This window comes from Streptomyces bohaiensis (genome assembly GCF_012033785.1).
GTDB classification, from domain to species: domain Bacteria; phylum Actinomycetota; class Actinomycetes; order Streptomycetales; family Streptomycetaceae; genus Streptomyces; species Streptomyces bohaiensis.
Map to the genome: position 1 here is coordinate 1 of NZ_JAAVJC010000066.1, position 21,967 is coordinate 21,967.

Annotated in this window: 21 protein-coding genes, 1 tRNA gene and 2 pseudogenes; 13 read left to right on the top strand and 11 right to left on the bottom strand. The window is 74.5% G+C overall.

The features are described 5' to 3' along the window. Window positions 1-111: 111 nt before the first annotated feature. Together HCN52_RS10240 and HCN52_RS25345 are read right to left on the bottom strand one after the other, a co-directional pair. On the bottom strand, window positions 112-945 hold the full coding sequence (locus HCN52_RS10240) for an S-methyl-5'-thioadenosine phosphorylase (protein ID WP_168088091.1): 834 nt from the start codon (window positions 943-945) through the stop codon (window positions 112-114). Next, window positions 942-1,304: an FmdB family zinc ribbon protein gene (locus HCN52_RS25345; protein ID WP_168088092.1), complete on the bottom strand. Its 363-nt coding sequence runs from the start codon at window positions 1,302-1,304 to the stop codon at window positions 942-944. Before HCN52_RS25345 ends, HCN52_RS10240 begins: the two co-directional genes overlap by 4 nt. A 466-nt stretch (window positions 1,305-1,770) precedes the next feature. Here HCN52_RS25345 and HCN52_RS10250 point away from each other — a divergent pair, with 466 nt between their 5' ends. After that, a complete protein-coding gene (locus tag HCN52_RS10250) occupies window positions 1,771-4,611 on the top strand; it encodes a penicillin acylase family protein (protein WP_168088093.1) in 2,841 nt (946 codons plus the stop codon). Between the two features lie 441 nt (window positions 4,612-5,052). Here HCN52_RS10250 and HCN52_RS26505 read toward each other — a convergent pair. Continuing rightward, a pseudogene (locus tag HCN52_RS26505) lies at window positions 5,053-5,538 on the bottom strand (5-formyltetrahydrofolate cyclo-ligase); the annotation flags it as partial. 127 nt (window positions 5,539-5,665) lie between these two features. Between HCN52_RS26505 and HCN52_RS10260 the strand changes: the two are divergent. From HCN52_RS10260 to HCN52_RS10290, 7 genes are all read left to right on the top strand, one after another. Beyond that, window positions 5,666-6,580 carry a UTP--glucose-1-phosphate uridylyltransferase gene (locus HCN52_RS10260; RefSeq protein ID WP_168088094.1) on the top strand — a complete coding sequence of 305 codons (915 nt, stop codon included), beginning with the start codon at window positions 5,666-5,668 and terminating at the stop codon, window positions 6,578-6,580. Next, complete coding sequence (glp, locus tag HCN52_RS10265) at window positions 6,573-7,859, top strand: molybdotransferase-like divisome protein Glp (RefSeq protein ID WP_168088095.1); 1,287 nt, start codon at window positions 6,573-6,575, stop codon at window positions 7,857-7,859. Before HCN52_RS10260 ends, glp begins: the two co-directional genes overlap by 8 nt. Before the next feature lie 24 nt (window positions 7,860-7,883). After that, complete coding sequence (gene moaC / locus HCN52_RS10270; protein ID WP_168088096.1) at window positions 7,884-8,369, top strand: cyclic pyranopterin monophosphate synthase MoaC; 486 nt, start codon at window positions 7,884-7,886, stop codon at window positions 8,367-8,369. Then, the gene (locus HCN52_RS10275) at window positions 8,366-8,905 is read left to right on the top strand and encodes a MogA/MoaB family molybdenum cofactor biosynthesis protein (protein WP_168088097.1); all 540 of its coding nucleotides are present in this window, start codon (window positions 8,366-8,368) and stop codon (window positions 8,903-8,905) included. Before moaC ends, HCN52_RS10275 begins: the two co-directional genes overlap by 4 nt. Next, window positions 8,902-9,579: a GNAT family N-acetyltransferase gene (locus HCN52_RS10280; protein WP_168088098.1), complete on the top strand. Its 678-nt coding sequence runs from the start codon at window positions 8,902-8,904 to the stop codon at window positions 9,577-9,579. Before HCN52_RS10275 ends, HCN52_RS10280 begins: the two co-directional genes overlap by 4 nt. A gap of 113 nt (window positions 9,580-9,692) precedes the next feature. Then, entirely contained in the window at window positions 9,693-10,763 is a 1,071-nt protein-coding gene (gene sepX / locus HCN52_RS10285; RefSeq protein WP_446696970.1) for a divisome protein SepX/GlpR, read from the top strand. A gap of 119 nt (window positions 10,764-10,882) precedes the next feature. Continuing rightward, a tRNA-Ala gene (locus tag HCN52_RS10290) sits at window positions 10,883-10,956 on the top strand. A 148-nt stretch (window positions 10,957-11,104) separates the two neighbouring features. On the opposite strand, the gene HCN52_RS10295 is transcribed toward HCN52_RS10290, so the two are convergent. Further along, window positions 11,105-11,431 carry a hypothetical protein gene (locus tag HCN52_RS10295; protein ID WP_168088100.1) on the bottom strand — a complete coding sequence of 109 codons (327 nt, stop codon included), beginning with the start codon at window positions 11,429-11,431 and terminating at the stop codon, window positions 11,105-11,107. A gap of 346 nt (window positions 11,432-11,777) precedes the next feature. Here HCN52_RS10295 and HCN52_RS10300 point away from each other — a divergent pair, with 346 nt between their 5' ends. Continuing rightward, window positions 11,778-12,011, top strand: a complete 234-nt coding sequence (locus tag HCN52_RS10300) for a hypothetical protein (RefSeq protein WP_376767112.1) — start codon at window positions 11,778-11,780, stop codon at window positions 12,009-12,011. A gap of 86 nt (window positions 12,012-12,097) precedes the next feature. Here HCN52_RS10300 and HCN52_RS10305 read toward each other — a convergent pair whose 3' ends face one another. Beyond that, complete coding sequence (locus HCN52_RS10305) at window positions 12,098-12,334, bottom strand: metallothionein (protein ID WP_168088101.1); 237 nt, start codon at window positions 12,332-12,334, stop codon at window positions 12,098-12,100. A 296-nt stretch (window positions 12,335-12,630) separates the two neighbouring features. Between HCN52_RS10305 and HCN52_RS10310 the strand changes: the two genes are divergently transcribed. Beyond that, the gene (locus HCN52_RS10310) at window positions 12,631-13,746 is read left to right on the top strand and encodes an LLM class flavin-dependent oxidoreductase (protein ID WP_168088102.1); all 1,116 of its coding nucleotides are present in this window, start codon (window positions 12,631-12,633) and stop codon (window positions 13,744-13,746) included. A 36-nt stretch (window positions 13,747-13,782) separates the two neighbouring features. On the opposite strand, the gene HCN52_RS10315 is transcribed toward HCN52_RS10310, so the two are convergent. Then, entirely contained in the window at window positions 13,783-14,481 is a 699-nt protein-coding gene (locus tag HCN52_RS10315) for an aspartate/glutamate racemase family protein (RefSeq protein ID WP_168088103.1), read from the bottom strand. 217 nt (window positions 14,482-14,698) lie between these two features. Next, window positions 14,699-15,736 carry a prolyl aminopeptidase gene (pip, locus tag HCN52_RS25350; protein WP_168088104.1) on the bottom strand — a complete coding sequence of 346 codons (1,038 nt, stop codon included), beginning with the start codon at window positions 15,734-15,736 and terminating at the stop codon, window positions 14,699-14,701. A gap of 453 nt (window positions 15,737-16,189) precedes the next feature. On the opposite strand from pip, the gene HCN52_RS10325 reads away from it, so the two are divergent. Further along, window positions 16,190-16,420 carry a hypothetical protein gene (locus tag HCN52_RS10325; RefSeq protein ID WP_168088105.1) on the top strand — a complete coding sequence of 77 codons (231 nt, stop codon included), beginning with the start codon at window positions 16,190-16,192 and terminating at the stop codon, window positions 16,418-16,420. A gap of 168 nt (window positions 16,421-16,588) precedes the next feature. Here the strand turns inward: HCN52_RS10325 and HCN52_RS10330 are convergent, their stop codons facing one another. Next, complete coding sequence (locus HCN52_RS10330) at window positions 16,589-17,401, bottom strand: exodeoxyribonuclease III (protein ID WP_168088106.1); 813 nt, start codon at window positions 17,399-17,401, stop codon at window positions 16,589-16,591. A gap of 147 nt (window positions 17,402-17,548) precedes the next feature. Here HCN52_RS10330 and HCN52_RS10335 point away from each other — a divergent pair, with 147 nt between their 5' ends. Next, window positions 17,549-18,037: a GNAT family N-acetyltransferase gene (locus tag HCN52_RS10335; RefSeq protein ID WP_168088107.1), complete on the top strand. Its 489-nt coding sequence runs from the start codon at window positions 17,549-17,551 to the stop codon at window positions 18,035-18,037. A gap of 55 nt (window positions 18,038-18,092) precedes the next feature. On the opposite strand, the gene HCN52_RS10340 is transcribed toward HCN52_RS10335, so the two are convergent. Next, window positions 18,093-18,617, bottom strand: a complete 525-nt coding sequence (locus HCN52_RS10340; protein ID WP_168088108.1) for a GNAT family N-acetyltransferase — start codon at window positions 18,615-18,617, stop codon at window positions 18,093-18,095. Between the two features lie 399 nt (window positions 18,618-19,016). On the opposite strand from HCN52_RS10340, the gene HCN52_RS10345 reads away from it, so the two are divergent. Further along, window positions 19,017-19,928 carry an alpha/beta fold hydrolase gene (locus tag HCN52_RS10345; protein ID WP_168088109.1) on the top strand — a complete coding sequence of 304 codons (912 nt, stop codon included), beginning with the start codon at window positions 19,017-19,019 and terminating at the stop codon, window positions 19,926-19,928. 395 nt (window positions 19,929-20,323) lie between these two features. Here HCN52_RS10345 and HCN52_RS10350 read toward each other — a convergent pair whose 3' ends face one another. Both HCN52_RS10350 and HCN52_RS10355 read right to left on the bottom strand, forming a co-directional pair. Next, on the bottom strand, window positions 20,324-20,515 hold the full coding sequence (locus HCN52_RS10350) for a hypothetical protein (RefSeq protein WP_168088110.1): 192 nt from the start codon (window positions 20,513-20,515) through the stop codon (window positions 20,324-20,326). Window positions 20,516-20,909: 394 nt separating this feature from the next. Further along, window positions 20,910-21,650, bottom strand: a pseudogene (locus HCN52_RS10355) (S41 family peptidase); the annotation flags it as partial. Between the last annotated feature and the right edge of the window lie 317 nt (window positions 21,651-21,967).

The following is a 21,967-nucleotide window of genomic DNA, read 5'->3' on the forward strand; positions in this document are numbered from 1 at the left end:
GGGGCGACGCCGACCGCGCCGGCCAGGCGTCACGCCCGGCCGGCGCGTGCAGTTGGTCACGCCCCGGGCGTGCTGCCCGGGGTGGGACGCGGCGTCGGGGGCCGCGCCGGCTCAGGGCAGCGGCAGCCCGGTCTCCTGACCGTCCAGGGCGGTCGTGCACAAGCAGGTGCCCTGCTCCTGCGGCAGCCGGTCGACGGCGTCGAAGAGGACGTCGCGCAGCCGGTCCACGTTCTTCGCGAAGACCTCGAGGACCTCGGCGTGGGAGACGCCGTCGCCGTTCTCCGCGCCGGCGTCCAGGTCGGTGACGAGCGCCAGCGCCGAGTAGCAGAGCTCCAGCTCCCGCGCGAGGACCGCCTCGGGGTGGCCCGTCATGCCGACCACCGACCATCCCTGGGCGGCGTGCCAGCGGGACTCGGCGCGAGTGGAGAAGCGCGGCCCCTCGACGACGCAGAGCGTTCCGCCGTCGACCGCCTCCCACCGGGCCTCCCGCGCCGCGGCGAGCGAGGCGGAACGGCCCTGCGGGCAGTACGGGTCGGCGAAGGTCGCGTGCGCGACATGGGGGCGCACCCCGTCGGCGCGGGGCTCGCCGTCGAAGTACGTCTGGACTCGGCCCTTGGTGCGGTCGACCAGCTGGTCGGGGACGACGAGGGTCCCCGGACCGTACTGCGGCTGCAGCCCGCCCACCGCGCACGGCGCCAGAACCTGTCGGACGCCGACCGAGCGCAGTGCCCAGAGGTTGGCCCGGTAGTTGATGCGGTGCGGCGGCAGGTGGTGGCCACGTCCGTGGCGGGGGAGGAAGGCTACGTCCCGTTCCCCGACCCGGCCGAGGAACAGCGAGTCGCTGGGCGCCCCGTACGGCGTTTCGACGGTGAGTTCCGTCACATCGTCGAGGAAGGAGTAGAACCCGGATCCGCCGATGACGCCGATCGAGGCGCGGGCCGTCACGCGGCGCTGCCGGCCGTCGTCTTGGTGGTCCCGGAGCTGCTGCTCGACGACGAGGACGAGTCGCCGGTCGAGGAGGAGGACGTGCTGCCGGAGCCGCTGTCCGAGGACGCGGCGGGCTTGTCGGCGCCGCCGGACTTCTTCTCGCTCTTGCTGCCGCTCGCGGGCGACGAGCTGGAGCTGGTGCTGCGGCTGTCGTTCCGGTAGAAGCCGGAGCCCTTGAAGACGATGCCGACCGCTGAGAAGACCTTCTTCAGCCGACCCTGGCAGCTGGGGCACTCGGTGAGGGCGTCATCGGTGAACTTCTGCACCACCTCGAGGCCCTCTTCGCACGCGGTGCACTGGTACTGGTACGTCGGCACGGTATTCCTCCTGGCACTCTGCTTCGGTGAGTGCTAACGACGGTCCATCGTGCAACATTCCGGCCTCATAGTCCACTGCCGAAGGTCCCCGGAGCCCCGCCCGGCGCGGGTGCGGCGGGTGCGCGGCGCCGTCGTCCGGGGCGTGGGCGCGGCGTCGGCGGGGGCGTGCGGCGACCCGGCTCGCGCCGTGCGCTCGGGCGCCGGCCGCGGGGCGGCAGGGGCGGGCGGGGCACCGCCGCGTGCCGGTGCGCGGCGCCCGGTGGCGGTCCGCGGGTCCCGTCGGCGCGGGGGGTCGCGGTGGTCGCCCCGGGGGGACGGCGGCCAGGGCCGGTACGGCCGACAGGGCGCCTGGCAGGGCGTGTTCGGCGTGGTGCGCGGGGTCGCGAAGCGATCCCCGGCGGAACGACGCGCCCCGCGGAGTGTCTATGGTTGCTTCCAGTCCGCCCATGGCCTGCGAAGGACAGCGATGCCCGCCAAGAAGAAAACGCGACGTCTCCGCCTGTTCGTCATCGTGGTGGTGTTGCTGCTGCTGGCGGGGCTGGGTTTCAGTGCCTTCTGGGCGGTCGACACCGTCCGCGCCTCCCACCCCCAGGTGACCGGTCAGATCACCCTTGACGGTCTGTCGGCCCCGGTGAACGTCAAGCGGGACGCCAACGGCATCCCGCAGCTCTACGCGGACTCCGCCGAGGACCTGTTCCATGCGCAGGGCTTCGTCCACGCGCAGGACCGTTTCTGGGAGATGGACGTCCGGCGGCACATGACCTCCGGACGGCTCTCGGAGATGTTCGGCGAGGGGCAGGTCGAGACCGACGCGTTCCTGCGGACCCTGGGGTGGCGCGACATCGCCCAACAGGAGTTCGACGAGGAGCTGTCGGACGACACCGTCACCTACCTCCAGGCCTACGCCGACGGCGTCAACGCCTACCTCGGCGGGCGCTCCGGCGCCGAGCTCTCCGTCGAGTACGCCGCACTCGGGCTGGTGAACGACTACGCACCCGAGGAGTGGGACCCGGTCGACTCCGTCGCCTGGCTCAAGGCGATGGCGTGGGACCTGCGGGGGAACCTCCAGGAGGAGATCGACCGCTCCCTGCTGGCCGGCCGGCTCAGCCAGGAGCAGATCGACGAGCTGTACCCGCCCTACCCGTACGACCGCAACGCCCCGATCGTCTCCGGCGGCGGGGTCTCCGGCGGGGCCTACGACCCCGACGGCGGTGGCTCGGCCGGCGGCTCCGGTGACGACGGCACCGGCGACGGCGCCGACGGTCTCCCCGGTGACGGCACCCCCGGCGACGGCACCGACGGCCTTCCCGGTGACGGCACCCCCGGCGACGGGCTCCCGGGATCGGGTGCCCCGGAGGACGGCACTCCCGGTGGCGGCGACGTCGCGGGGCTCGGCTCGGATGTCGCCACCCAGCTCGCCGCGGTCGCCGACGCCCTGGACGAGGTCCCGGCGCTGCTCGGCCCCAACGGCAGCGGCATCGGCTCCAACTCGTGGGTGATCTCCGGCGACTACACCACGACCGGTGAGCCGCTGCTCGCCAACGACCCGCACCTCGCGCCGATGCTGCCGTCCATCTGGTACCAGATGGGCCTGCACTGCACCGAGGTCAGCGACAGCTGCCCGTTCGCGGTCTCCGGTTTCAGCTTCTCCGGGATGCCCGGTGTGGTCATCGGCCACAACCAGGACATCGCCTGGGGCTTCACCAACCTCGGCGCCGACGTGACCGACCTGTACCTGGAGAAGCTCAACGACGGCACCTACCTGCGCGACGACGAGGAGGTCCCCTACACCACCCGCAAGGAGACCATCCACGTCGCCGGCGGCGAGTCCCGTGAGATCACGGTGCGCGCCACCGAGAACGGTCCGATCGTCTCGGACCGCAGCGAGGAGCTCCGCGACACCGGTGGGCTGGCGCCCGTCGGCAACGCCGCCCCGGACCGCGGCAACGGCTACGCCGTCTCGCTGCGCTGGACCGCGCTGGAGCCGTCGAAGACGATGGACGCCGTCTTCAACCTCAACCGGGCGTCCGACTTCGAGGAGTTCCGGGCCGCCGCCGCGGACTTCGCGGTGCCGTCCCAGAACCTGATCTACGCCGACACCGAGGGCAACATCGGATACCAGGCGCCCGGGCGCATCCCGGTCCGCGGCGCCGGCGACGGCCGATACCCGGCCCCAGGCTGGGACTCCTCCTACGACTGGGAGGGCTACATCCCCCAGGAGGAGATGCCCTGGGAGTACAACCCGGAGCGCGGCTACATCGTCACCGCCAACCAGGCGGTCATCGACCCGGACGAGTACCCCTACCTGCTGACCGACGACTGGAACTACGGCACCCGCAGCCAGCGCATCGACGACCTGATCCAGTCCAAGATCAAGGACGGCGGGAAGATCTCGATGGGCGACATGCGCACCATCCAGCTGGACAACAGCAACGAGATGGCCAAGGTCCTGGTGCCGTACCTGCTGAAGGTCGACGTCTCGGACGCCTACGTCCGTGAGGCCCAGGAGCTGCTGGAGGGCTGGGACTACACCCAGGACGCCGACTCGGCGTCGGCCGCCTACTACAACGCGGTCTGGCGGCACGTGCTGAAGCTGGCCTTCGGCCACAAGCTGCCGAAGGAGGTCCGGGTCGAAGGGCAGTGCCTGCGGGTGCGTCCGACCGGCGACTCGGGTCCGATCGAGGACATCGACGGGCGGGCGCCGCTGGTCCGCGAGTGCGGTGAGCGGTCCCCCGACTCCGCCCAGCCCGACGGGGGTTCCCGGTGGTTCGAGGTCGTCCGGTCGCTGCTGGACGAGGAGGAGAGCGACTGGTGGGTGACCTCCGGCAACCGCACCGTCCCGCCGTCGGAGAACCGTGACGAGCTGCTGGCCAAGGCCATGCGGGACGCCCGCTGGGAACTGACCGCGCTGCTCGGCAAGGACATCTCCACCTGGAGCTGGGGCCGGCTGCACCAGCTGGAGCTGCAGAACCAGACGCTCGGTACGGAGGGCCCGGCGCCGGTGCGCTGGCTGCTCAACCGCGGTCCCTGGGACCTCTCCGGCGGCAAGGACGCGGTGGACGCGACGGGGTGGAACGCCGCGGGTGGCTACGACGTCACCTGGGTGCCCTCGATGCGGATGATCGTGAACATGGCGGACTTCGACGAGTCGCAGTGGATCAACCTGGCCGGCGCCTCCGGGCACGCCTACCACCGCAACTACACCGACCAGACGGAGCTGTGGGCGGACGGCGAGTTCCTCCCGTGGGCCTGGAGCGACGACGCGGTGAACGAGGCGACCACCGACACGATGGCGCTCATCCCGTAGCCGGCCCGCACGCCCGGTGGGACACCGCGGCCGTCGGAAGGCGCAGCAGCCTTCCGGCGGCCGCGGTGTCTTCGTCGGTCGTCCCCGGTCCCCGGCGGTCGCCGGCCTGCCGGGCCGGACCCGGTCCGGCAGGCCGGCGAACCGGGTCCGTCAGCCGGGGAAGCGGTGGACGCCCTCGGGGGTGAGGGCGGCGTGCACCGGCTGGTCGTGCGGCTCGTCGGGGAGGTGGCCGACGATCTCGTGGCCGTAGACCACCGCCACCAGCAGCGGCCTGCCGGGGCCGGTGCCCGGTCGGTCCGCGGGGGCGCCGTCGTGGGGGCCGTCCTCGCTGCCCGGGTGGACCGCGCCGTCGCTGCCCGCGGGGGCCGCGGTGCCGACCGCCGAGGCAGCGGAGCCCGCCGCGCGGGCGGTTCCGTCCGATGCGGCCCGGGCCGCGTCGTCGGGGAGGGCCGCGCTCACCGCGAGTCGTGCCAGCACCCGGTCGTACGAACCGCCGCCGCGTCCCATCCGGATGCCGCGCCCGTCGACCGCGAGCCCGGGCAGCAGCACCACGTCGGCCTCGGTCACGGCATGCGTCCCGAGCCGCTCACCGGCTGGCTCGTAGAGCCGGATGCGCCCGGGGTGCTCCGCCTCGGCGAGTTCGGCGCCGCCCTCGTAGCGAGCCCAGTCCAGGTCGTCGTCGGGGAGGAGCACCGGCAGAAGGACGCGCGTTCCGCGGGCGCGGAGCGCCTCCAGCAGCGGGCGGGTCTCCGGCTCGTGACCGACGGCGACGTAGGCCGCGACGGTGTGCGCGTCGGCCAGCTCCGGCAGCGCCAGTGCCTGCTTCGTCAGCGCCGCGCCGGCGTGCTCCAGCTCGTCGTCGGCCATTGCCGCGCGCACCGCCAGCAGGTCCCTGCGGACCTCACGTTTCCGTGCCGCGATGGCCATGCTCTCGTCCACAGTTGCCGCTCCCCGGGGGCCGGTCGTGCGGGGCGCACGCGCGGGCGTCCCGCCTGCTCGGGCACCCGCCGTCGGATGCGCTGTACAAGCAGACTAAACGGATAAGGTGACCGGTATGACCTCAGCGCGTTCCGCGATCACCAAGGCAGTCATTCCCGCCGCCGGCCTCGGTACTCGGTTCCTCCCCGCAACGAAGGCCACTCCCAAGGAAATGCTGCCGGTCGTGGACCGACCGGCCATCCAGTACGTCGTCGAAGAGGCGACCAGCGCCGGTCTGACCGACGTCCTCATGGTCACCGGCCGCAACAAGCGGCCGCTGGAGGACCACTTCGACCGCAACTACGAGCTCGAGGAGATCCTGCGGGCCAAGGGCGACGAGGGCCGTCTCTCCCGCGTCCTGGAGTCCAGCACCCTCGCCACCGTCCACTACGTGCGCCAGGGCGACCCCCGCGGTCTGGGCCACGCGGTCGCCTGCGCGGAGCCGCACGTCGGCGACCAGCCGTTCGCCGTCCTCCTCGGCGACGACCTCATCGACCCGCGCGACCCGCTGCTCGCCCGGATGACGGAGGTGCGCGAGCGGCTCGGCGGCAGCGTCGTCGCGCTGCTGGAGGTCGACCCCTCCCAGATCCACCTCTACGGCTGCGCCGCGGTCCAGGCCACCGACAGCGACGGCGTGGTGCGCGTCACCGGGCTGGTGGAGAAGCCGGAGCAGGCGGACGCGCCCAGCAACTTCGCGGTCATCGGCCGCTACGTGCTCGACCCCGCCGTCTTCGACGTGCTGCGCCGCACGCCGCCCGGCCGCGGCGGCGAGATCCAACTCACCGACGCGTTGCAGACCCTCGCCGGCGACCCCGCGCTCGGCGGCCCCGTCCACGGCGTCGTCTTCCGCGGCCGGCGGTACGACACGGGCGACCGTGCCGACTACCTGCGCTCGATCGTCCGGCTCGCGTGCGAACGTGAGGACCTGGGGCCCGACTTCCGGGACTGGCTCACCAAGTACGTCAACGGGGAGATGCGAGAGATTGAGTGACATCTGGTCGGTCAACGACCACCTGGAGGACATCCTCGCCGCCGTCAGGCCGCTGGAGCCCATCGAGCTCCAGCTGCTCGACGCGCACGGATGCGTCCTCGCCGAGGACGTCACGGTACCGATCGCCCTCCCGCCGTTCGACAACAGCTCCATGGACGGCTACGCGGTGCGCTCCGCCGACCTCCGGGGCGCCGGCCACTCCGCCCCCGTGCGGCTGGTGGTGACCGGCGAGGTCGTCGCCGGGACGGGCGACCCGCCGGTGGTGGGGCCCGGCCAGTCGGTCCGCATCATGACGGGCGGTCCGCTGCCCCAGGGGGCCGACGCCGTCGTCCCCGTCGAGTGGACCGACGGCGGCAGCGGCCACGGTCCCGCCGAGGCGATGGCCCCGGGCAGCGTCGCCTACGGACAGGTGCAGGTCTTCCGTGCGCCGGAGCCGGGCCAGTACATCCGCACGCGGGGCTCCGACATCGCGGCGGGGTCGGTCGCGCTGACCGCCGGCACGCTGATCGGCGCGCCGCAGGTGGGGCTGCTGGCCGGCATCGGCCGCGCCTTCGTCCGGGTCCGGCCCCGCCCGCGTGTGGTGGTGGTCTCCACCGGGAGCGAACTGGTGCGGCCGGGCGACGAGCTGGGACCGGGCCGGATCTACGACTCCAACAGCTTCACCCTCTCCGCCGCCGCGAAGGAGGCCGGCGCCGTCGTCTACCGCGTGAGCGCCGTGGCCGACGACGCCCGCGCGCTGCGGACGGTGCTGGAGGACCAGCTCATCCGCGCCGACCTCATCGTCACCTCCGGCGGCGTCAGCGTCGGCGCCCACGACGTGGTGAAGGAGGCGCTGAGCAACCTCGGGCGCACCGCCGGGCACGTCGACTTCCGGCAGATCGCCATGCAACCCGGCAAGCCGCAGGGGTTCGGGGTGCTCGGAGAGGCGCGCATCCCGGTGCTCGCGCTCCCCGGCAACCCCGTCAGCTCCTACGTCTCGTTCGAGGTCTTCGTCCGGCCGGCGCTGCGGCGGATGTCCGGGCTCCCCAACCCCTTCCGGCCGGGCGTCCGCGCCACGCTGGAGGCGGACGGGCCGCGCTCCTCGCCGCCCGGCAAACGCCAGTTCCTGCGGGGCGTGCACGACTCCTACCGCCGGACCGTGCGACCGGTCGGCGGCTCCGGCTCCCACCTCACCGGGGCGCTCGCCCATGCCGACGCGCTGATCGTGGTCCCGGAGCACACCACCGAGATCACCCCGGGCGACGAGCTCGACGTGGTGCTCCTGGACACGCCGGTCTGACGGGCCGGGGTACCGTTGGCCATCATGAGCAGCACCCGTCTGACGCACATCGACGAGGCCGGAGCGGCCCGGATGGTCGACGTCTCCGCCAAAGAGACCACCCGGCGCACCGCGCGCGCCACCGGCCGGGTGCGGGTGGCACCCGAGGTCGTGGAGCTGCTGCGCGCCGGCCCGGACCGCATGCCCAAGGGCGACGCCCTCTCCGTGGCACGCATCGCGGGCATCATGGGCGCCAAGCGCACCCCCGAGCTGGTGCCGCTGTGCCATCCGCTGGCGATCTCCGGTGTCTCCGTCGAGCTGACCGTCGCCGACGACGCCGTCGAGATCGCCGCGACGGTGCGCACCACCGACCGCACCGGTGTCGAGATGGAGGCGCTCACCGCGGTCTCCGTCGCGGCGCTGACCGTGGTCGACATGGTCAAGGCCGTCGACCGCCACGCGGTGATCACCGACGTCCGGGTCGAGGAGAAGTCCGGCGGCGCCTCGGGCGACTGGAGCCGGGAGCCGTGACCACCGCGCGCTACCGGGCGCTCGCCGTCACCGCCTCCAACCGCGCCGCCGCGGGGGTCTACCGGGACACCGGGGGACCGCTGCTCGCCGAGGGGCTCCGCGCGCTCGGCTTCGCCACCGAGGGCCCGCAGGTCGTGCCCGACGGCGAGCCGGTGGCCGCCGCGCTGCGCGCCGCCGTCGAGGCCGGGTACGACGTGGTGGTCACCACGGGCGGGACGGGGTTGACCCCCGGCGATCTCACTCCCGAGATGACCCGCCGCGTCATCGACCGGGAGGTGCCGGGCATCGCCGAGGCGATCCGCGCGGCGGGGCTGGTGAAGGTGCCCACCGCGGCGCTGTCCCGGGGGGTGGCCGGTGTCGCCGGCCGCACGCTCGTCGTCAACCTGCCGGGGTCCACCGGTGGCGTGAAGGACGGGCTCGCCGTGCTCGGCCCGCTGCTGACGCACGCCGTCGACCAGCTGCGCGGGGGCGACCACCCGCGCTCCGCCGAGGACGCGCCCGAGGGTGCGTCGGCCGCCCCCGGGGAGCGGTCGTGAACGCCCACTGGCCGGTGGAGCTCGTCGAGGGCGAGGTGGGTCTGCGTCCCATCCGGCAGCGCGATCACGCGAGTTGGCGGGAGATCAACCAGCGGAACCGCGCGTGGCTGCGGCCGTGGGAGGCCACCGTGCCCCCGGCGCCGCCCGGGCACCACCAGCCGCGCCGTCCCACGTTCCGTCAGAATGTGCGCCACCTGCGGGCCGAGGCGCACGCGGGTCGGATGATGCCGTTCGTCGTGACCTACCAGGGCCGCATGGTGGGGCAGCTGACGGTGGCGGGCATCACCTGGGGTTCGCTGTGCGCGGCGCACATCGGGTACTGGGTGGACAGTGCCGTCGCGGGCCGCGGAGTGATCCCGACCGCTGTGGCGATGGTCACCGACCACTGCTTCCTGACAGTGGGTCTGCACCGCCTGGAGATCTGCATCCGACCGGAGAACGGTCCCAGCCGACGGGTCGTCGAGAAGCTCGGGTACCGCGAGGAGGGCCTGCGGCCGCGGTACCTCCACATCGACGGCGGCTGGCGCGACCACATCGTGTACACGCTCAACTCCGAGGATGTGCCGGAGGGGTTGCTCCCGGGGTGGCGTGCCCGCGGGGCGGCGGGCGGGGCGGCTGCCGTCGACGCTCCCGGCGTCGGCAATCACGCAGAAAATAAAACAGACATTCGATAAATCCGGTCCTCCTTCATAACAATCCGAGGAAAACACCGGGATGGCGGCCAGAACCCGCAACACACCGCGCAATGTGGCTGATGCGGTCGCGGAAACCCCTCTACCGTGTGACCGTGAACAGCCATGGCCTCATCTTCGCAATGATCGTTGGGGCGTGGGCCGCGTATCTCGTACCGATGTGGCTCCGCCGCCAGGACGAGCTGAACGAAGCCCGTCCGACGGAGCGCTTCAGCACCGCCATCCGGTTGCTGTCGGGCCGTGCGGGACTGGAGCGCCGTTCCGCCCGGGAGACCGAACGGCGACGTCGCCGGTCCGGAGGGGACGTCGAGCCAGGCGAGCCGGTTGCCGCCTCGGAAGCGGGTGTAGCGGCGCACGGTGAGGCGGACGCCGCGGGGCCCCACCCCGGCGACGCCGATCAGGCGGCTCCCGACCCCTACTCCGACCTGCGCGGTTACGCCGACCCCGTCACGGAACTGCGCGCTGTCGCCGAGGACCCGGACGACCAACCGGCGCGGCCGCCGGCGGAGCGGGGACCCGCGGCCCATGAGGAGTGGCCCGGGGTCCGGGCCAAGGTCCTCGCGAGACGTCGCCGCGTCACCATGCTGCTGTTCCTCACCTTCGCCGGCAGCGGCATCGTCGCGATGGCGATCGGCGGCCCGCTGCTGATGTGGCTCCCCGTCGCCCCCGCCGTGCTGCTGAGCGTGTACATCGTCCACCTTCGCCGTCAGGAGCGACGGCGGTACGCGGTGACGATGGACCGCCGCCGGGCCGAGGAAGCGGCGCGCCGCCTCCGGGAGCGGCCCCGCCCGCAGCCCGTGGTCCCCGAACCCGCCGCCTCGCCCGCCGCCGAGGGCCGGCGGGCGCTGGTCGAGCAGACCGACCACGCGGAATGGGTCGACCAGGAGCGCAGCGGTGGCGCGCCCGACGCGGACGGCTGGGAGCCGGCGCCGGTCCCCCTGCCCACCTACGTCAACGCACCGGTGGCCCCCCGCAGCAACCGGACCGTCGACCTGGACGCCCCCGACACCTGGAGCGCGGCCCGGTCCACCACCGCCGGCGGGGCCGCCGTGGCGGTCCCCGGCCCGGCCACCTCGGGCGGCACCGTCCGCCCGCAGCGGACCCCGCTCTTCGACCAGTACGAGGAGCGCGTCGACGAGGACCGACCGCGGGCCGCCGGGGAGTGACCCCGGCGGTCCGCCGCCGGTCCGGAGTGCGGCAGTGCCCCACCCGGCGGTGGCTCCGGGGTCCGGCCGCCGATTTCGGTCCGGGGCGGTCGAGGTGCTAGAGTTCTGATCGTTCGCAAGGGCCTGTAGCGCAGCCTGGTAGCGCATCTCGTTCGCAACGAGGGGGTCTGGGGTTCAAATCCCCACAGGTCCACAGCGAGGCAGCTCACGAAGTTCCAGGAACGAGCAGCCAGGGAGATCCCGTCCGGTCGAAAGACTGGGCGGGATCTTCGCGTTGCGCCTGCCGTCTCGCGGTGCGGTGTGCGCCCGATCCCGGGGAACGGGAGGGTCGCCGGCGTCGGTCAGGGGGCGGGGAACGGCGCGTCGGCCCACCGGAACGCCGCCTCGTCACCGTCGAGCCGCAGCAGGTAGTCCGGCACCGCCCCCGCCCCGGGCCGATGCAGCGCCAGCGCCGTGTCGATGCGGTCGTGCGCCAGCTCGAAGCCGTCCCAGTCCTCGGCCTCCAGCCTTTCCGCCAGTGCGTCGAAGAGCGGCCGGAAGGACGTGAAGCCGGGCCGGGGCGTGAACCGCCCCGTCAGCCAGGGGAAGTCCGCGTCCTCGACGTGTATCTCGCCGACGGTCGTCGCCGTGGCACGGTCCACCAGCCGCCAGATCTCGACCTCGGTCATGGGGCCTCCTCCGTGCCGAGCGGATGCACTCGGCGGTCGTGTCGTTCACTGCCGTTCACCGTAGGCGGCGGCGCCGACAGAACCGGTCGGGAACGGTCGGTTGTGGTGTCGCCAGTGACATCGCCCGCGCCCGGGCGGCGGTCTCCGGAGTGCTCCGCTCCGGGGGAGGAAGGCCCGGAGCGGACCGGTGCGGGGTGGGGCTCGTCGGCCTCGGCCCCCGCACCTCCCGCGGGGCGCCGCGCCCCCCGGCACACGTCGACGCGGTGCGCACGCCGGGCAACGGATGCGGGGCCCCCGAGCCGCGCCTACCGTGGAGGGGCCGCGGACCCCGCACGGGAGGTGCACCATGGCCCACGCATCAGAGCCCGACTCCGAGCAGCCGTTCATGGACGAGGCGACGGACCCGCCGATCGACAGCCCGACACCCGACCGGCTGCTCCGCACCGGGGCCGAAGGGCCGGTCGATCCCGAGGACCTGGTGCGGCTCACCGGGAAGGACGTCACCCCCGAGCGGTTGGAGCACGCACGACGGCTGCTGGAGGAGCACGGCCCGGCCGCCGTCGAGCGCTACCTGCCCTGAGGGGCGACGCACCGACGCCGCCCGCCCGGCGAACCGGCCGGGCGGGCGGCGCCGGATGCGCCCCGAGCGACGGCGGCCCGCCGCAGTCAGCCGTGGTCGACCAGGTGGCCCGCACCCTGTGCCCGGGCGCAGTGCCCGCAGCAGTAGAAGCGGCCCCCCTCGGTCTCCAGGCCGTGGCCCAGGATCCGGCAGCCGCAGTTCTCACAGACCGGCGCGATGCGCTGCGCCGCACACTCCAGCGAGTCGAAGACGTGCACGGCGCCCGCCACCCGCACCTCGAACGCCATCCGGTACTCGTTCCCGCAGACCTCGCACGTGGCCATCCTCGTCACTCCTCGGGTTCGTCGCCGCTGCTGTGCCGCCGCACGGGAGACCGCCCCGCGCCGTGACCGCCCGCCAGCTTCCCGGCCCCGGCTCGGGCACCCCGTCCCGGCACGCCGCGGGGTAACCCGAGCGGCCCGGGAATGCCGCGCACCGCCACCCGGTTGCGCTTCACGGGGACGCCACCGCGGCCGCCGCCGAGCGACACCGCCGGCCTGGGAGAGCCGGGCCGCGTGCCCGTCGCACCGGGGGACCGTGCGCGGACTCCCGACAGGATCGCCGGAGGAAGGGGCAGCACGTGAAGGGTTCGACGGAGTCGGCGGGGGAGATCCGCGGCCCGGCGGTCGGGGAGGCCCCCGTGCCGCTGTCGGTGCTCGATCTGGCCACGGTCGGCAGCGGCCACACCGCCGCTGACGCGCTGCGCGCGACCACCGACACCGCCCGACTCGCCGACGCCCGCGGCTTCCGGCGGTTCTGGGTGGCGGAGCACCACTCGGTGGCCGGGGTCGCCAGTTCCTCCCCGGCGGTGCTGCTGGCGCACCTCGCGGCCTGGACCGGCCGGGTGCGGCTGGGCTCCGGCGGTGTCATGCTGCCCAACCACGCACCGCTGGTCGTGGCGGAGCAGTTCGGGACGCTGGAGGCGCTGGCGCCCGGGCGCATCGATCTCGGTCTGGGCCGCGCGCCGGGCACCAACGGTGTGACGGCCGCCGCACTCCGCGGCAGCGACCGCGTCCGCGAGGCCGCCGACCGGTTCCCGCAGGCGCTGGACGAACTGACGCGCTTCCTGGACGACGACTTCCCGACCGGCCACCGGTACGCGGGGGTCCACGCCGTGCCCGGGCCCGTGCAGGGCAGCACCGGCAGGCCGCCGATCTGGCTGCTGGGATCGTCCAACTTCAGCGCCGAACTGGCCGGCCGGCTGGGGCTGCCGTTCTCCTTCGCACACCACTTCGCGGGCCGCGGCACCATGGCGGCGCTGGAGACCTACCGCGCCGCGTTCCGCCCCTCGGCCGTGCTCGACCGGCCGCACGCGATGGTCTCGGTGCTGGCCCTCGCCGCGGAGACGGAGGCCGCCGCCCGTCGGCAGCTGCTGACCAGCGCCCTCGCGGTGGTGCGGCTCAGCCGGGGGGAGACCGCCCCGCTGGCCACCCCGGAGGAGGCCGAGCAGTACCCGTTCACCGCACGCGAGCGGGCGATCGCGGACGACTGGCTGGCACACGCCGTGCACGGCACCCCCGACGCCGTCCGTGCCGGTCTCACCGACCTGGTCTCCCGGACGGGCGCCGACGAGCTCATGCTGACCGCCAACGTCCACGGCGCGGCCGAACGGCTGCGCAGCCTGGAGCTCATCGCCGACGTCTTCGGTATGCCCGCGACGGTGCCGCCGGCGGAGGAGGCCGGCTCCGCCGCCTGAGCGGCGGCGCCCGCCCCGCGGGCACCGCCGGGCGGGCTACTCGGCGGTGGTGAGGGCCGCGCGGACGGCGGCCTCGGCGTGCAGCCGGGTGGTGGGGAAGAGCGGCACCGTGCTGTCGCCGGGGCCGACGAGCAGTTCGATCTCGGTGCAGCCGAGGACGACGCCCTCGGCGCCGTTCTCGGCCAGCTCGGCGATGACCCGCCGGTAGCTCTCCCGCGAGGAGTCCCGCACCACGCCGAGGCACAGCTCCTCGTAGATCACCCGGTGCACCAGCGCCCGGTCGTCGGCGCCGGGCACCAGCACGGTCAGCCCGCGCGCCTCCAGCCGCCGCCGGTAGAAGTCCTGCTCCATGGTGAAGGCGGTGCCCAGCAGCCCCACCGTGCGCAGCCCGGCCCCGAGCACCGCGTCCGCGGTGGCGTCCGCGAGGTGCAGCAGCGGGACGCCGACCGCGTCCTGCACGCGGTCGGCGACCTTGTGCATCGTGTTGGTGCAGATCAGGACCAGATCGGCCCCGGCAGCCTCCAGCGCCCGCGCCGCTCCGGCGAGCAGCTCACCGGCCTCCTCCCACCGCCCCTGGACCTGCAGCTGCTCGATCTCGGCGAAGTCCACCGAGTAGAGGACGCACCGGGAGGAGTGCAGCCCGCCGAGTCGCTCGCGCGTCAGCTCGTTCAGCAGGCGGTAGTACTCCGCCGTCGACTCCCAGCTCATGCCGCCGATCAGTCCGACAGTCTTCATGGTGCTCCTTGGACGGGTGCGGGTAATGGGGTCGGGCGTCCGGCCGGGCAGGGCGCGGTCCGACGTGGTGCCGGCCGTCGGCCCGCACCACCCCGGTCGAGGTCTCCCGAGGCGATGCGTCCGGGCCACGATGTGGCCCTCGACGGCGGCGCGGTCCAGTATCGCGTCGCCGTCGACGCGGCGGTCGGCGGGACGCCCGGGTGAGGGCGGCACCGGATCAGCGGTCCGCCATGTCGGCGAACCGGTCGAGGGCGGCGGTGACCAGTCCGCCGCTGCGGGCGTTGCCCAGATGTCCGGCGTCCTCCACGATCGTGAGGCGGGCGTCGGGCCAGCGGCGGGCGAGTTCCCACGCGGTCCGCGGCGGCCCGCCCATGTCGTGGCGGCCGTGGATCAGGACCCCGGGGATGCCCGTGAGCAGGGGCGCGTCGCGCAGCAGGGCGCCCTCCTCCAGCCACGCGCCCGCCGCGAAGTAGTGCGCGCAGATCCGGACGGTGGCGCGTCGGGCCGCGTCCGGCCGTCCCGCAAAGTGGGCGACCGCCGGCGCCTCGGCCAGTTCCAGGGAGAGCACCGCGTCCTCCCAGGCGCACCAGGCGGCGGTCGCACGATCGCGGACCGCCTGGTCCGGGTCGGAGGTCAGCTCGGCGTAGCCGCGCAGCACGTCGCTGATGCCGCCGGCGCCCGGTGCGGTGCCGGAGGCCGCGACGAACCGCTCCCACGCCTCGGGGAGGAACCGGCCGACGCCGCGGTACAGCCAGTCGATCTCGCTGCGCCGGGTGGTGGTGACCGAGTGGACGACGATCGCGCTGACCCGGCTCGGGAACCGCTGGGCGTACGCGAGCAGCAGGGTCGATCCCCAGGAGCCGCCGTACAGCAGCCATCGGTCGATGCCGAGGTGCGCCCGCACGGCCTCCATGTCGGCGACCAGGTGGTCGGTGGTGTTGTGTCGCAGGTCGGTGGCGGGGTCGGACGCGTGCGGAGTGCTGCGGCCGCAGCCGCGCTGGTCGAGCAGCACCACCCGGTAGCGGTCGGGGTCGAACCGGCGGAGTGCGCCGGTGCTGCTCCCCGAGCCGGGGCCGCCGTGGACGACGAGGGCGGGGTGGCCGTCGGGGTTGCCCGCCACGGCCCAGTGCACCCGTTGCCCGTCGCCGACGTCCAGGTGTCCTGCCTGGTGGGGGTGGTAGGGCTCGTACGGCGGGTGGGGGTCGTCCGGCTCGGCGGCGGGGGAGGGAGGCTCGGGTTCGGGATGCCGGTTCACTCGTGCTCCAGCGGTCGGGACGGTGGTCGGGAGTCGCCACGGCGCCGCACGGTACGGGGTCGGGGCGTCGGCCCCAACTGACTTTCGGCGGCGGACCGGGGTGCCGCCCGCTCTCTCCGCGTGCCGAGCGCGCGTCTGCGCGCGGAGGGTGCGCTCCCGGCGCGCGGCGGCGTTGCGCTCCCGGTCGGCGGGGCGTGGTCGGCGGTGGCGACACCGGGCGACGGGCTCCCCCGGTCCGCCCACCACGCGGTTCGCGGGTCGGCCGCCGCCGGGACGGGCCCTGTTGGGGAAGTCCCGCCGCGTGGTTCGTCCGCCGCTCCCGGTGGGGCGGGTGACGCTGCGTCGGGCGGCGCGGGCTTCCCCCGCCGACGAGCACCGCGGAGGCGTAGCGTGGCAGGCAGCAGCGCGGCCCTGCCGGGGTCGCCGACGGACAGCACGAAGGACCGGGGAGACATGCCGAGTTTCTTTGACAGGGCCAAGGAGCAGGCCCAGGGCGCGATCAAGCAGGGCAAGGACAAGTTCGACGAGGTCCAGACCCAGCGCGCGGGCAACGACGCGCTGCGCAAGCTCGGGGCGGCGTACTACCGCAAGGAGCGGGGCAACGGCTCCGACGCCGAGGTCAAGCGGGCCCTGGACGCGGTGGCGAGCCACGTCCGGGAGCACGGCGACGACCTGCTGAAGTAAGGCGCCGCAGCGGGGCGGCACCGCGGCCGCCCCGGCGACGCGGGGCCCGACGTTCTCCGGAGCGGACGGGCCCCAGCGCTCCCGGACGAGCCGGGGAGCCGACCCCCGCGGACCGGCACCGGGGCTCGCCGGGCGGGCTCAGCCCCTCGCCGCTCAGCCCCTCGCCGCTCAGCCCCTCGCCGCGTCGGCGTACCGGACCGTCACCGGCGCGTGGTCGCTCCAGCGTTCCGCGTGGGTCGCCGCCCGCTCCACCGTGTCCGAGACGGCTCGCGCCGCCAGGCCGGGCGTCGCCGCGTGGTAGTCGATGCGCCACCCGGAGTCGTTGTCGAAGGCCCGGCCGCGGTACGACCACCACGAGTACGGCCCCGCCCCCTCCGGCCGCCGGGAGCGGACGACGTCGACGTACCCGCCCTCGCTGCCGAAGACCCGGGAGAGCCACTCCCGCTCCTCGGGCAGGAACCCGGAATTGCTGCGGTTGGCCCGCCAGTTCTTCAGATCGGCCTCGGTGTGGGCGATGTTCCAGTCCCCGCACACCAGCACCTCGCGGTCCTCCGTCGCGGCCTTCTCCCGCAGCTCCCGCAGGTAGGGGAGGAAGGCGGCCAGGAAGCGCTCCTTCTCGGACTGCCGCTCGGTGCCCACCTCGCCGGAGGGCAGGTAGAGGCTGGCGACGGTCAGCCCCGGCAGATCAGCCTCGATCCAGCGGCCGGAGTCCTCGAACTCCGCCGCGCCGAACCCCACCCGCACCCGCTGCGGCTCCGCCCGGGTGAGCAGTGCCACACCCGCTCGGCCCTTGGCGGCGGCCGGGGCCCAGTGGGCGTGCCACCCCTCCGGCTCCCGCACCGCGGCGGGCAGCTGCGCCGTCTCGGCACGCACCTCCTGCAGGCAGACCACGTCCGCCTCGGTGGCGCCCAGCCACTCCTGGTAGCCCTTCTTGGCGGCGGCCCGCAGGCCGTTCACATTGACGGTCGTGACCGTGTACACCGATGACTCCCGGGGTCGTGCGGAAAGGCCGTGGCAGCCTACGCGAGGCCACCGACGGGCCGGCTCCCCCGCGCGGACCCCGGCCCGGTCACACTCGTTGCCGGACCCGGCGAAACGGGCGCCCATGGCAGTCGTACCGTTGTGCGCATGAGGATTGTCACGGCCCGCTTCGACCACCCCGACGCGCGCAAGCTCAGCGACATCGTGCAGGCGGAGTACGCCGTCCGCTACGGCGGCGAGGGCGACGTCACCCCGCTGGACCCGGCGATGTTCGAGCCGCCCCGCGGGCTGTACCTGCTCGGCTACGACGCCGACGGCTCCCCGGTGGCGAGCGGCGGCTGGCGCGCGATGGACACCTCGGCGGAGGAGAACTACGCCGACGGCGACGCCGAGATCAAGCGGATGTTCGTGATGCTCCACGCCCGCGGCAGGGGGCTCTCCCGGTTGCTGCTCGCCCGCCTGGAGGAGTCCGCCCGGGAGGCGGGCCGGACCCGGATGGTGCTGGAGACCGGCGACAAGCAGCCGGAGGCCATCGCGCTGTATGCCTCCAGCGGGTACACGCTGCTGCCGGAGAGTCGGAAGTTCGGCTGCTACCGCGAGGAACCCAGCAGCCGCTGCTTCGTCAAGCCGCTCTGAGGCCGGCCGGGCCGCGGTGGTGGCGGCCCGGCGCCGGCGCCGGCCCCGGCGCCGTCTAGCCGGTGGCGGTTGCCGGGTCCGGGGCCCCGGCCGTCGGTGCGTCGCCGGGAAGGTCCACGAAGATCTCGGCGACCACCTCGTCGTCCAGGATTTCGCCCGTCGCGCGGAAGCCGAGCTTCCGGTAGAAGTCGGCGGGCCCGCCCTCGCCCTCCACCCAGGAGACCGTCACCCGGCGCTCGCCCCGACGGCGCGCCTCCGCCAGCACGCCGTGCACCGCGAACCGGCCGTAGCCGCGCCCCTGCTCGTCGGCGGCTATGTTCAGCCGCCAGATCCCGGCCCGGTAGGCCTCGTGCTCGGGGTTCTCGTCGAATCCGGCCATCACGAAGCCGACGAGGCGGTCGCCGTCGTAGACCAGGCGCGTCCACGCGGTGTCGATGTTGGCGTAGGCCTCGGCCAGCGAGAACATCACCGGGGCGACGAACTTCTCCTGCGCCGGCGCGACCGCCAGGCGGCAGGCGGCGCGGACGTTCTCGGGAGTGACGGGTGCGAGCCGGAGGGCTCCGGAGGCTTCATCGGTCATGTGCCGACCTTAGGCGAGGGCCCCGACATCCGATCCCTTCGGGAGCAGCCGCGTGGGACGGCTCCCCGCGGCCCCCGCGAGACGGCGGAGACCGCCCCGCCCGTTCGGCGGGCGTGCACGGCGCCGTCGCACACCCTGTCGAGCGCGGCTGCCACCGCTGTCGGCGCCGCTGCGCCATCCGGGCCCCGCAACCCCTGGCCTTCGGTGATGAAGAGCCCTACGATCGATCACTGAGAGTGACGGGTGGCGTGGGAGGCGGTGGTCGGCGTGGCGGAGGGGGAGCGGAGTCCCGCTCGTGCCCGTGCGGGGCGGGCAGGGCGGGTGAGGCGTGCGGGGAGGTCTGCCGGGCGGGCCGGCCCGCCCTCCGGGACGGCGACCCCGGAGGACGTCGCGGCTCCCGTGGGCGGAAGCAAGGGCGAGGCGAGGCGGCCACGGGGCGCGTGGCGGGTGGTGCTCTCCGGCGACGGCACCCCCGTGCACGTCGAGGTCTCGGGTGCCGCCCCTGCCCCGACCGTCGTGCTGGCCCATGGGTGGACCTGCGACAGCACGGTGTGGGACCCCGTGGTGCGGGAACTGGGGCCCGGGTACCGCGTCGTGCGGTACGACCAGCGCGGCCACGGCCGCAGCCCGCGGGGCCGTGGCGACTGCGGGCCGCTCCAGCTCGCCGACGACCTCTGCGCCGTGCTGGAGGCCGTCGTCGAGCCGGGCGTGCCGGTAGTGGTCGTGGGCCACTCCATGGGAGCGATGGCTGTCGTGTCGGCGGCCGGTCGTGTCGCCTTCCGTGAGCGGGTCGGCGCGGCCGCACTGTGCTCCACCGGCATGGAGGAGCTCGCCGATCGGGCGAGGGTGCTGCCGCTGCCGGCGGCGCGGCTCCGCCGGGCCGTCCAGGCGTTCCTGCTGCGGTCCTTCCTTCCGCTCGGGCCGGAAACGCGCCTGAGCAGCCGGGTACTGGCCTACGCGACCCTGGGGCCGTCCCCGCCGCCCGGGGCGCGGGAGCACGTCGCGCGCATGGCGCACGCCTGCGAGCGGCGCGGGCGGGCGGCGTGGGGAGGCTGCCTCGCGGCGCTGGCCGCGCAGGGGGCGATCCGCGACCTGGCCGTCCCCACGGTGGTGGTCCACGGCACGGCCGACCGCCTCACCCCGCCGGTGCACGCACAGCGCACCGTCGCCGCACTGCCCCACCCGGAACGCCTGGTCCTGCTGCGGGGTGCCGGCCACATGACGCCGCTGGAGGAGCCACGGGTGATCGCGGAGCTGGTCCGTGGGCTCGCGGACCGGTGCGCGGGGGAGGTGGCGATGGAGCAGAAGTGACGGGTGCGGGGAGCGTACGGGACTCCGCTCGGCGTCGGGCGCGGCCTTGCCCGACCAGGGGCTGCCGCCGGGCGACCCCGGGCGGCACGGCGTCCCTCTCCGGGCCTCTTCGCCGGGGCGTCGCGGTGCCTGGGCTGCGGGGCGTCGGAGCCTGCGAGGCGCAGGACCGGTCGTGTGCCCGCGCCGGGAGGGCGCGAGCCACGCGCGCGGGAAGGGCGCGCGGGCCGAGGTGCACCGAGGCGCTCCGGCGCTGGCGACCGCCGGGGGAGCGGCGACTGCCGGGGGAGGGGTGATCACAGTGGGTGGCCCGGGACCGGGCCCCGTGGTTCGGAGCACGGACGGAGGGGCGCGCCCCGATGTGGAGCACGCCCCTCCGTGTGACAGGGGGTCGGAGGTCAGTGACCGTCGCCCTTGCGGTCACGAAGCCGGTCCGTCATGTCCTTGCCCTTCTCGCGGGCCTTGTCGGTCATGTCGGAGGAGGACCGGTCGCCGTCCTTCTGCTTGTCCCCTCCCATGGCGTCCTTGGCTTTCTTGGCCGCGTCCTGGGCCTTGTCCTTGAACTGGTCGAACTGGTCCGAGATACCCATGGAAGCTCACTGCTCCTGTCCGGAGGTGCGTATACGAACGACCCTCAGCGTGGCATATGAGTGATTTGAGTGCATTTTCTGCTCGGCGGAAGGGGGAACGACGCGACGCTGCCCCGCGGGATGGCGTGCCCGCCCGTCCAGGGGCCGGCGCGGGTGGGGGGGGGGGGGGGGGGCGGGGGGGGGGGGGGGGGGGGGGGGGGGGGGGGTCGTTCGCGCGTGGCCCGGGAACCGGAGACCGTCCCGTTCCGGCCGTCGTCTCTCCGAGTCGACGGCCTGCCTGGCCGCTCGGTCCCGTCGCCGCGCGGCACTGCTCGGGGCGCCGACCCGCTGGTGAGGCCGCGGTCGCCCGGGTGGCCGCAGGGACGGGCCGAACGCCCCGGCGGGGCCGGGCGCCTCAGCCGGCTCGGTCCGGCCTCGGCGGCAACGGCGGCCGCCGCCGGTCGGGAGCACCGACGTGGCGTGGCGGCGCGGCGGCGGGGCGGTGCGCGAGCAGGTGCAGCGCGGTCCGCACCGCGGTGTCCAGCACGACGTACCGACCCTCGGCCCAGTCGAGCGGAGTGCGTACCGCCTCCAGGTCGGGCTCCACGCCGTGGTTCTCCACGTCCCAGCCGTGGCCGTCGAGCCAGGCGGCGTTCCTCGGGACCGTGATCACCGTGCCGTCGCCCAGCCGGTGGCGACCCGTCATGCCGACGACCCCGCCCCAGGTACGGCAGCCCACCACCGGGCCGAGCCGGAGCAGTTGGAAGGCGGCAGTGATCATGTCGCCGTCGGAGGAGGTCGCCTCGTCCGCGAGGGCCACCACGGGGCCGCGCGGGGCGTTCGAGGCGTAGCTCACCGGTTCCGCGTCACGGGTGACGTCCCAGCCGAGGATGCGGCGCGAGAGCTTCTCCACCACCAGCTCGCTGATGTGTCCGCCGGCGTTGCCCCGAACGTCCACGATCAGGGCCTCCCGGGCGAACTCCAGCCGCAGGTCCCGGTTGAGCTGTGCCCAGCCGGACCCGCCCATGTCGGGGATGTGGACGTAGCCGCACCGTCCGCCGCTCAACTCCCGGACGACGGCTCGGCGCCGAGCCACCCAGTGCTGATAGCGCAGCGGCCGCTCGTCCAGCAGCGGCACCACCGCGATCCGCCGGGCGCGCGGCGGCAGGGGCACGCCCGCCCCGCGCAGTCCGGCGGCGCCCGACCCCTCCGGCCCCTCCGACCCCTCCGACCCGTCCGGCCCCGCCGCTCCGGGTGCCGCTGCCGCGCCGGCACCGTGCTCGGGGAACGCGGCGTTCCCCACCGATCCGGGGGACGCGCCGCCCTGCACCCCGGTGGTGCCCTCTGCCGCCGGTCCGGTGTCCGGCGGTCCGGTGCCCCCGGCGGTGGTGGTCGGGGGGCCTGGCGTCGCGGGTCACACCGTTCCCGGTCCCGGCGTCGAAGTACTCCGCGCTGCGCCCGGTCGCCGGCGGC

Excerpts from the sequence above, each read along its gene's own strand:
- HCN52_RS10305 (WP_168088101.1), bottom strand. The coding sequence starts at position 12,334 with ATGGCCACGTGCGAGGTCTGCGGGAACGAGTACCGGATGGCGTTCGAG.
- HCN52_RS10340 (WP_168088108.1), bottom strand. The coding sequence starts at position 18,617 with ATGACCGATGAAGCCTCCGGAGCCCTCCGGCTCGCACCCGTCACTCCC.
- HCN52_RS10300 (WP_376767112.1), top strand. The coding sequence starts at position 11,778 with ATGGCCCACGCATCAGAGCCCGACTCCGAGCAGCCGTTCATGGACGAG.
- moaC (WP_168088096.1), top strand. The coding sequence starts at position 7,884 with ATGAGCAGCACCCGTCTGACGCACATCGACGAGGCCGGAGCGGCCCGG.
- HCN52_RS10350 (WP_168088110.1), bottom strand. The coding sequence starts at position 20,515 with ATGGGTATCTCGGACCAGTTCGACCAGTTCAAGGACAAGGCCCAGGAC.
- HCN52_RS10295 (WP_168088100.1), bottom strand. The coding sequence starts at position 11,431 with ATGACCGAGGTCGAGATCTGGCGGCTGGTGGACCGTGCCACGGCGACG.
- HCN52_RS10335 (WP_168088107.1), top strand. The coding sequence starts at position 17,549 with ATGAGGATTGTCACGGCCCGCTTCGACCACCCCGACGCGCGCAAGCTC.
- HCN52_RS10315 (WP_168088103.1), bottom strand. The coding sequence starts at position 14,481 with ATGAAGACTGTCGGACTGATCGGCGGCATGAGCTGGGAGTCGACGGCG.
- HCN52_RS10325 (WP_168088105.1), top strand. The coding sequence starts at position 16,190 with ATGCCGAGTTTCTTTGACAGGGCCAAGGAGCAGGCCCAGGGCGCGATC.
- HCN52_RS10260 (WP_168088094.1), top strand. The coding sequence starts at position 5,666 with ATGACCTCAGCGCGTTCCGCGATCACCAAGGCAGTCATTCCCGCCGCC.
- HCN52_RS10250 (WP_168088093.1), top strand. The coding sequence starts at position 1,771 with ATGCCCGCCAAGAAGAAAACGCGACGTCTCCGCCTGTTCGTCATCGTG.